Annotated in this window: 11 protein-coding genes; 9 read left to right on the top strand and 2 right to left on the bottom strand. The window is 70.0% G+C overall.

Annotated elements, in window-relative coordinates:
* Positions 1-139: 139 nt before the first annotated feature.
* The 4 genes from pth to ychF are packed head-to-tail and all read left to right on the top strand — an operon-like array spanning position 140 to position 2,603.
* Complete coding sequence (gene pth / locus CCR97_RS01060) at positions 140-787, top strand: aminoacyl-tRNA hydrolase (RefSeq protein ID WP_201159238.1); 648 nt, start codon at positions 140-142, stop codon at positions 785-787.
* A gap of 41 nt (positions 788-828) precedes the next feature.
* On the top strand, positions 829-1,197 hold the full coding sequence (locus tag CCR97_RS32215) for a hypothetical protein (RefSeq protein WP_170145896.1): 369 nt from the start codon (positions 829-831) through the stop codon (positions 1,195-1,197).
* Positions 1,097-1,495 (top strand): PIN domain-containing protein, encoded by a 399-nt coding sequence (locus tag CCR97_RS01050; RefSeq protein ID WP_170145897.1) that lies wholly within the window; start codon positions 1,097-1,099, stop codon positions 1,493-1,495. The genes CCR97_RS32215 and CCR97_RS01050 overlap by 101 nt, the downstream gene beginning before the upstream one ends.
* 10 nt (positions 1,496-1,505) lie before the next feature.
* A complete protein-coding gene (gene ychF, locus CCR97_RS01045; RefSeq protein WP_111357967.1) occupies positions 1,506-2,603 on the top strand; it encodes a redox-regulated ATPase YchF in 1,098 nt (365 codons plus the stop codon).
* A gap of 134 nt (positions 2,604-2,737) precedes the next feature.
* Here ychF and CCR97_RS01040 read toward each other — a convergent pair whose 3' ends face one another.
* Positions 2,738-3,028, bottom strand: coding sequence for a DUF4282 domain-containing protein (locus CCR97_RS01040; protein ID WP_111357968.1), 291 nt, complete (start codon positions 3,026-3,028; stop codon positions 2,738-2,740).
* 367 nt (positions 3,029-3,395) lie between these two features.
* On the opposite strand from CCR97_RS01040, the gene CCR97_RS01035 reads away from it, so the two are divergent.
* The 5 genes from CCR97_RS01035 to CCR97_RS01015 all read left to right on the top strand — a co-directional run bounded on the left by CCR97_RS01035 (position 3,396) and on the right by CCR97_RS01015 (position 7,603).
* Positions 3,396-4,628, top strand: a complete 1,233-nt coding sequence (locus tag CCR97_RS01035) for an MFS transporter (RefSeq protein WP_245428944.1) — start codon at positions 3,396-3,398, stop codon at positions 4,626-4,628.
* Positions 4,629-4,701: 73 nt separating this feature from the next.
* Positions 4,702-5,166, top strand: coding sequence for a DUF2948 family protein (locus tag CCR97_RS01030; protein WP_111357969.1), 465 nt, complete (start codon positions 4,702-4,704; stop codon positions 5,164-5,166).
* 141 nt (positions 5,167-5,307) lie between these two features.
* Positions 5,308-6,639: a histidinol dehydrogenase gene (gene hisD / locus CCR97_RS01025; protein WP_111357970.1), complete on the top strand. Its 1,332-nt coding sequence runs from the start codon at positions 5,308-5,310 to the stop codon at positions 6,637-6,639.
* Entirely contained in the window at positions 6,636-7,130 is a 495-nt protein-coding gene (locus tag CCR97_RS01020) for a UPF0262 family protein (RefSeq protein WP_111357971.1), read from the top strand. The genes hisD and CCR97_RS01020 overlap by 4 nt, the downstream gene beginning before the upstream one ends.
* A gap of 5 nt (positions 7,131-7,135) precedes the next feature.
* Complete coding sequence (locus tag CCR97_RS01015) at positions 7,136-7,603, top strand: arsenate-mycothiol transferase ArsC (RefSeq protein WP_111357972.1); 468 nt, start codon at positions 7,136-7,138, stop codon at positions 7,601-7,603.
* A gap of 288 nt (positions 7,604-7,891) precedes the next feature.
* On the opposite strand, the gene CCR97_RS01010 is transcribed toward CCR97_RS01015, so the two are convergent.
* Positions 7,892-8,689: amidohydrolase family protein (locus CCR97_RS01010; RefSeq protein WP_201159237.1), on the bottom strand; the 798-nt coding region annotated here is incomplete at its 5' end.

The following is an 8,689-nucleotide window of genomic DNA, read 5'->3' as shown; positions in this document are numbered from 1 at the left end:
CGCCAAGGCTCCGGCGGCGGGCGCCAAGGCCCCGGCCGGCGACGCCAAGGCCGCGGCCGGCGCCAAGAAGCCCGACGCCAAGAAGTGAGGCCGGTCCGGGGGCGGTGCGCCGCCCCCGGCCGACCCGTGAGGCATCGTCATGCGGCTCCTGGTCGGGCTCGGCAATCCGGGCTCCCGCTACGCCGGCAACCGCCACAACATCGGCTTCATGGCGATCGAGGCGATCGCCCGCCGCCACGGCTTCCCGCCGTGGCGGAAGCGTTTTCACGGCCAGGCGACCGAAGGGCCGCTGGCCGGCGAGCGCGTCATGCTGCTGATGCCCGAGACCTACATGAACGAGTCCGGCCGCGCCGTGCAGGAGGCCGCGCAGTTCTACAAGGTCCCGCTCGCCGACATCGTCGTGCTGCACGACGAGCTCGACCTGCCGCCCGGCAAGGTGCGGCTGAAGACCGGAGGCGGTGCCGCCGGGCACAACGGCCTGCGCTCGATCGGCGCCCACATGGGCAACGACTTCCGCCGGGTGCGCATCGGCATCGGTCATCCCGGCATCAAGGAGATGGTGCAGCACTACGTGCTGCAGGACTTCGCCAAGGCCGAGCGGGAGTGGGTCGCGACGCTCTGCGACACCATCGCCGACAATGCCGGCCTGCTCGCCAAGGGCCAGGACTCGACCTTCCAGAACAAGGTCCACCTCGCCATGCAGGCGAAGGGATTCTTGGGGCCCGACAAGGAGCCGGCCGGCGACGGCGGCGCGAAGGGCGCTGCCGGGAAGGGCGAGCGCGCTTGACACGGAAACACTGAAACACGAAATCAGTGTCGAGGTGTCCCATGAAGAACGTGACCATCACGCTGCCGGACGACATCCTGGCGCGCGCCCGCGTCGAGGCGGCGAAGCAGGCGAAAAGCCTCTCCCGCTACGTGTCCGACGCCGTCGCCGAGAAGGTGGGCGGGACGGAGGATCCGATGTCGATTCTACGGCCGTTCTTCACCGGTCCCGGTTTCCCCGGCATCAGCAAGAATCTGCCGACACGCGAGGAGCTCTATGCCGAGCGGGAGGAGGAGCTGGTTCGTCGATACGAATCTCATCGTCTACACGGTGGATCCGAGCGAGCCGGAAAAGCGGAAGATCGCGACCGACTGGCTGACCAGGATGGTCGAGACCAAGAGCCTGGTTCTGAGCCCGCAAAGCCTGAATGAGTGCTATCGCGTCATCACGGAGCGGCGACCGAGGATGGGGCGTGACGAGGCCCGTCTCTTCATCTCCGGATTTGTTTCCTGCTGCACGGCCAATCTCGATATCGATGTCCTGCGCCGTGCCTGGCGGGTGCAGGACGCCGGCGGCTTCAACTGGTGGGATTCTCTACTGATCGCATCCGCCTTGATCGCCCGGTGCAGTGTCTTCCTGAGCGAAGACATGCAGCACGAGCGGACGATCGAGGGTATGACCATCCTCGACCCCTTCAAGCTCGGGTCGCCCGAGCCCTTCTTCTCCTGACGAGAGCATCATGGGATTCAAATGCGGCATCGTCGGCCTGCCCAACGTGGGCAAGTCGACCCTGTTCAACGCGCTCACCGCCACGGCGGCCGCGCAGGCGGCGAACTATCCGTTCTGCACCATCGAGCCGAATGTCGGCGAGGTCGCGGTGCCGGATCCGCGCCTCGACGTGCTGGCGAAGCTCGCCAAGTCGAACGACATCATCCCGACCCGGCTCGCCTTCGTCGACATCGCCGGGCTGGTGCGCGGCGCCTCGAAGGGCGAGGGGCTCGGCAACCAGTTCCTCGCCAACATCCGCGAGGTCGACGCGATCGTGCATGTCGTGCGCTGCTTCGACGACGGCGACATCACCCATGTCGAAGGTCGCATCGATCCGGTCGCCGACATCGAGACGATCGAGACCGAGCTGATGCTCGCCGATCTCGACAGCCTGGAGAAGCGCGTCGTCGCCGCCGAGAAGAAGGCGAAGGGCGGCGACAAGGAGGCCAAGGAGCTGTTCGATCTGATGAGCCGCGCGCTCGTGCTGCTGCGCGAGGGCAAGCCGGCCCGTCTCGTCGAGCTCAAGCCCGAGGACGAGAAGCCGTTCCGCCTGCTCGGCCTCCTGTCGTCGAAGCCGGTGCTCTACGTGTGCAATGTCGAGGAGGCCGCGGCCGGCACCGGCAACGCCTACTCGAAGGCCGTCGAGGCGCGGGCCGCCGAGGAGGGCGCCGTCGCGGTCGTCATCTCGGCCCAGATCGAGGCCGAGATCGCCATCCTGCCGAACGAGGAGCGCGCCGATTATCTCGCCGCCATCGGGCTCGATGAGCCCGGCCTCAACCGGCTGATCCGGGCCGGCTATCAGCTCCTCGATCTGGTCACGTTCTTCACGGTGGGGCCGAAGGAGGCGCGCGCCTGGACGATCACGCGCGGCACCAAGGCGCCGCAGGCGGCCGGCGTCATCCACACCGACTTCGAGCGCGGCTTCATCCGCTCCGAGACCATCGCGTTCGACGACTACGTCACGTATGCGGGCGAGGCGGGCGCCCGCGACGCCGGCCGGCTGCGGCTGGAGGGCAAGGAGTACGTCGTCGCCGACGGCGACGTGCTGCACTTCCGCTTCGCGACGTGAGGATCGGTCATCCCGGGGCGCGGACCATCAGGTCCGCGATCTGGGGGACGAGGCAGGTCGTCCCTTTCAGTTCGACGCTGCAGCGGGTGCTGAAACCCTCTCCCTGAGGGAGAGGTGAACGACCTTGGTCGCCGCTACATCCGGCCGTTGTTGCGGATGGCGCCGAGGTGCTCGTTGATGCGGAAGACGATCAGCACGAACTCCGCCGCGATGCGGGCGGCGATGACGCCGACCACGCCGCCGAGCAGGCTGGCGAAGAGCGCGAACAGTCCTCCGAAGATGTTGTGGACCATCAGGGCCAGCGCCGAGGCGGCGCCGGACAGCCCGAACAGGACCGCGAGCCCGACCGCCAGCCAGTAGAACACCTTGATGATCGACGGGGTGATGAAGCGGTCCCACTGAAAAAGATCGGTGATCGAGAACATCCGGGCCTCCTCGGCGGACCGGCCTGGCAAACGGCCGGTGGGGCGAAATCGAAGACCGAGCGCGCACCGGGCGACCGGTCGGAGCAGGGCCCGCCGCACCCGCTCGACCACCGTTCTGACCGGAAATTGTGGTGCACTCGCGTCGCCCTATCGCGGCGGGACGCACCGCGGTCCCGGCGCGCCGCGATCATCCCCGGCGCGCTGCCGAAAGGGTGAACGAAAGGTTGACGCCGGAACCGGGGGACCCCGGCCGCGGGTTGTGAAACGGCCGCCGGACCGCTTCAATGGCGTTCCCGCCCGTGATGCCGCTGCCTGTTAGTCCGCGGCATGCCGTCCGCCTCCGACCTCGTTCACCGGAGCCCCCGCCGTGACGCAGCCCGTGCCCGCCGCGCCCGATGTCCGCGATCCGAACATCCCGCCGGGCGAGGCGCACCGCGCCACGGAGCGCCGCGCGCTCGCGGTCGCCGGCGGCGCCCACATGCTGCACGATGGCTACACGGACGTGATCTACGTGCTGCTGCCGGTCTGGCAGGCCGAGTTCGGGCTCGGCTACGCCGCGGTCGGCCTGCTGCGCGGGCTCTATGCCGGCACCATGGCGGGCCTGCAGGTGCCGGCCGGACTTTTGGCCGAGCGGCTCGGCGCCGTCCCGGTGCTGGCGCTCGGCACCGCGCTCGCAGGCCTCGGCTACGTGCTGGCAGGCGCGTCCACGGGCCTCGTGCTGCTCGCCGTGGCGCTCGCCGCGAGCGGGCTCGGCTCGGCCACCCAGCATCCGCTCGCCTCGGCCCTGGTCGCCCGGACGTTCGAAGGTCCGCGCGTCCTGAAGGCGATCGGGACCTACAACTTCACCGGCGATCTCGGAAAGATGCTGCTGCCGCTCGCCGCCGCGTTGCTGATGACGGTGGCGAGCTGGCGCGCCACCGTGGTGAGTCTCGGGTTCGTCGGGATTGCCGCCGCGGTCGCGATCCTGGCCGCCGCGCCGCGCACCGAGGCTGCCTCCGGCGCCGCCGCCGACGTCGCCTCCGGCACGGCCCGACCGCGCCCGGGACCGGCCGGCTTCCGCCTGCTGGTCGGCATCGCCGTGGTCGACAGCGCGGTGCGGATGGCGTTCCTCACCTTCCTGCCGTTCCTGCTGGTCGCCAAAGGCGCGGATGTCGGCACGGTCGGCTTCGCCCTCGCGCTGGTGTTCGCCGGCGGGGCGGCCGGCAAGCTCGTCTGTGCCGTCATCGGCGCCCGCATCGGCGTCTTCGCCACCGTGCTCGCCACCGAGGCGCTGACCACGGTCGCGATCCTGGCGCTGCTGCCGTTGCCGCTGGTCGGCGCGCTCGTGCTGCTGCCGGTGATCGGTGTTGCGCTGAACGGAACTTCGTCGGTGCTGTACGGCTCGGTTCCTGTTTTGGTCGCGCCGGAGCGGCGGGCCCGCGCCTTCGGCCTGTTCTACACGGCGACGATCGGGTCGGGGGCGGCGGCGCCCGTGCTGTACGGGACGATCGGCGACGCCGTCGGGCTCGTCGCGGTGCTCGTTCTGATCGCCGGGACGGCGCTGCTGACGGTACCGCTCGCCGTGGCCCTGCGGCCGGCATTACCCAATCCCGCCGAATGATCAATCCGTACGCAATCGAGGCTTGTGCGCGGCGTGTCGGTTTCCTAACTAGGGTCGAGCAGGAGCCGCCGTCATGGATCAACTCAAGCTCGTCGCCCTCGACCAGGACGATCTGGAGATCGTCGCGACCCACCTCCAGGACGCCCACGTGAAGGTGGGAGATGTCCATTGGCGGCCGCAGGAGAAGCGGCTGGTGATGGGGCTGAACCGCTTCGACTGGGAGGGCGCGGTCTGCGAGAACGGCCATTTCCGCCGTCGCCGCACCGCGCTGCGCTTCGACCGGGTGCTGGCCGTCAAGTGCCGCAACCTCGAATGCCAGGCCAAGGACCTCGTCCTCAACCTGCTCACCATCGAGTTCGTCGAGACGGCCTCGCCGGGCGGCAGCGTCGTCCTGATCTTCTCTGGCGGTGGCGAGCTGCGGCTCGACGTCGAGTGTCTCGAGGTGGAGCTTGCCGACCTCGGACCGGTGTGGGATACGACCGCCTGTCCGGCGCACGAGGATCAGGCGAGCCCGGCCCTGTCGGCCGCGCCCCGCTGACCCGCTCCGGCCCGTCAGGGCCGGACGATCGACCCCATCCTCGTCGCGCCCGCCGCGTTCCCGACTGCAGCCGGGCGGCAGCAGGGTCGGCGCCCGCAGCGCCGTCGCGCGGCCTTCCCCGCCCGCCGGTTCCGCCTCGCCATGCCCGTCCGTCTCGACACCCGTGACCCCGCGTTCAAGGATCGTTTCGCCGCCCTTCTCGGCGCCAAGCGCGAGGCGGCGGCCGACGTCGAGGCGGCGGTGCGCGCCATCGTGGACGACGTGCGGGCGCACGGCGACGCGGCGCTCGTCGCGCTGACGGAGAAGTTCGACCGTCTCGACCTCGGCGCCGCCGGCGCCGCCGCGTTGCGGGTGACGTCGGCCGAGATCGCGGCCGCGGTCGCCGCCTGCGACCCGAAGGACATCGAAGCGCTCACCTTCGCGCGCGATCGCATCGAGGCCTATCACCGCCGCCAGCTTCCCGGCGACCAGCGCTTCACCGACGCGCTCGGCGTCGAGCTCGGCTATCGCTGGACGCCCGTCGAGGCCGCCGGCCTCTACGTGCCGGGCGGCACCGCGGCCTATCCATCCTCGGTGCTGATGAACGCGGTGCCGGCCAAGGTTGCCGGCGTCGCGCGCCTCGTGATGGTCGTGCCGGCGCCGGGCGGCAAGCTCGCGCCGCTGGTGCTCGCCGCCGCGCATCTTTCCGGCGTCGACGAGATCTACCGGGTCGGCGGCGCCCAGGCCGTGGCCGCGCTCGCCTATGGCACCGACACGATCGCACCGGTCGACAAGATTGTCGGCCCGGGCAACGCCTATGTGGCGGCGGCCAAGCGCATCGTGTTCGGCAAGGTCGGCATCGACATGATCGCCGGCCCGTCCGAGGTGCTGATCATCGCCGACGCCACCGCCCATCCCGACTGGATCGCCGCCGATCTCCTGGCGCAGGCCGAGCACGACACCGCAGCGCAATCGATCCTGATCACGACCGACGCGGCGCTCGCCGCCGCCGTGGAGACGGCCGTGGACGCGCAGCTCGCCACATTGCCGCGGGAAAAAATCGCCGGCGCGTCGTGGCGCGACCACGGCGCCGTGATCCTGGTCGAGACGCTCGACCAGGCGGTCGGGCTCGCCGATCAGGTCGCGGCCGAGCATCTCGAGCTCGCGGTCGCCGACCCCGCGCCGCTCGCCGACAAGATTCGCCACGCCGGCGCGATCTTCGTCGGCCATCACACGCCCGAGGCGATCGGCGACTACGTGGCGGGCTCCAACCACGTGCTGCCGACGGCGCGCTCGGCGCGCTTCTCGTCCGGGCTCGGCGTGCTCGACTTCATGAAGCGCACCTCGCTCCTGCGCTGCGGGCCGGAGCAGCTCGCCGCCCTCGGGCCCGCCGCCGTGACGCTGGCGGAGGCCGAGGGCCTCGGCGCGCACGCCCGCTCGGTGTCGCTGCGGCTCTCGTCCAAATCGCCTGTCGAATCGTCGGGTGCCGAATGAGCCGACGGGTCCGCGAGGGACGCGAGAGCCATCGCCTCTGCGAGGTGACGCTCGACCAGGACTCCATCGGGGCCGGCAACCGCGACATCGAGCACGAGCGCACCGTCGCCATCTACGACCTGCTCGAGGACAATCTGTTCGCACCCGTCGGTCACGACGGCGGGCCGTATTGCCTGAAGCTGCTGCTCGCCAACGACCGCCTGGTGTTCGACGTGCGCGACCAGGCCGGCGAGCCGGTCGTCGCGCACTATCTGTCGCTGACGCCGTTCCGCCGCCTCGTGAAGGACTACTTCATGATGTGCGAGACCTATCACGACGCCATCCGCACGTTGTCGCCGAGCCAGATCGAGGCGATCGACATGGGTCGGCGCGGCCTCCACAACGAGGGTTCCGAGCTGCTCACGGAGCGGCTGAAGGACAAGATCGAGATCGACTTCGACACGGCGCGGCGGCTGTTCACGCTGATCACCGTGCTGCACTGGAAAGGGTGAGGGCGATGCCCCCCCCGGGCCCCGTCGGGCCGCCCGGTGCGGTGCTGTTCGTCTGCGCCTGGAACTCCGTGCGCTCGCCCATGGCGGCGGCGATGTTCCGCCAGTATTACGGCCACAAGAGCTATGTCGGCTCGGCCGGCGTCCGCAAGGGCGAGCCGGACCCGTTCGCCGCGGCCGTGATGGACGAGGTCGGGCTCGATCTCTCCAAGCACAAGCCGATCACGGTCGAGGAGCTGGAAGACCTCGAAGGGCTCAACTTCGACCTGATCGTGACACTGTCGCCGGAGGCGCACCACCGCGCCTTGGAGCTCACCCGCACGCTCGCCGTCGACGTCGAGTACTGGCCGACCCACGATCCCGGAACCTTCGAGGACGGCACCCGCGAGCAGCGTCTCGGCGCCTATCGCGAGATTCGTGATCAGCTCCTGACGAAGATCGAGCAGCGGTTCGGGAAGCCGGGCTTCGGGCGGTGAGGTCCCCAGTCCTCCGTCATGGCCGGGCTTGTCCCGGCCATCCACGTCTTCTACGGTCTCTTGGTTGTTCTGATGCTACGAGGCGACTGCATTGACTCGCTCCTCATGGCGAGGAGCGGCTACCCGCGTCCGCGCTTCGCACGCACCGAGAGTGTAAACTCCGGCCGCGTCTCGAAGCATGAGGCCGCACTCCCTATTCGAGACGCCTGCTGGCGATGGTGAATGCCGCGAGACGTGGATGGCCGGGACAAGCCCGGCCATGACGAGTCATGGACGACGGCAAGCTGATCACCTCGTAAACCCGAACAGCCTTCGCGACGTCTCCGCCACCGCGGCCTGCTGCTCCGATGTGAGCCAGGAGCGCAGCTCCGTGAGGCCGTCCTCGTAGCGGCGGGTCGCCTCGTGCTCGGTGTGGGGCCAGTCGCTGCCCCACAGCAGACGGCCGGGGCCGAGCGCGGCGAGCAGCGCGCGGGCGTAAGCGCCCGCGTCGGCGCCGCCGCAGCGGTAGCTGCCCGAGATCTTCACGAACAGCGGTCCGTCCGGGCCGGCGGCGAGCAGGCGACGGAAGCCCGGATCGTCGACACCGAGCTTCGGGTCGGGCCGACCGAAGTGATCGATCACGACCGGCGCGCCGAGCGGCACGATCGCGTCGAGCAGCGGCAGGAAGGCTTCGCCCTCCGCCTGGATCTCGATCTGCCAGCCGCGCGCCGCGACGCGCGTCAGAAGCGCCATCGAGTCCGGCGACAGCGCGACCGCGATGTGTTTGCCCAGCAGGTTGAGCCGGATGCCGACCACGCCGCTGGCCGCATAGGCGTCGAGCGTCGTGTCGGTCACGCCGGGATCGACCACGACGATGCCGCGCAGCCGCTCCGGCGCGCGCGCCAGCGTGTCGAGCAGATAGGAATTGTCGGTGCCGAGGAACGAGGGCTGCACCACGACGATCTCGCGCACGCCGTGTCGCGTCGTGACGGCGAACAGGTCGTCCGGCGTGAAGTCGCCCTTCGGCGAGTGGCGCCGCCCCGCGGCGAGCGGCAGGGCGCGGGTGAAGACGTGGACGTGGGTGTCGACGGTGGGGACGGGGGACGG

This window comes from Rhodoplanes elegans (assembly GCF_016653355.1).
GTDB classification, from domain to species: Bacteria; Pseudomonadota; Alphaproteobacteria; order Rhizobiales; family Xanthobacteraceae; genus Rhodoplanes; species Rhodoplanes elegans.
The sequence above is the reverse complement of the archived record's forward strand: the minus strand, read 5'-3'. Positions and strand labels throughout refer to the sequence as shown.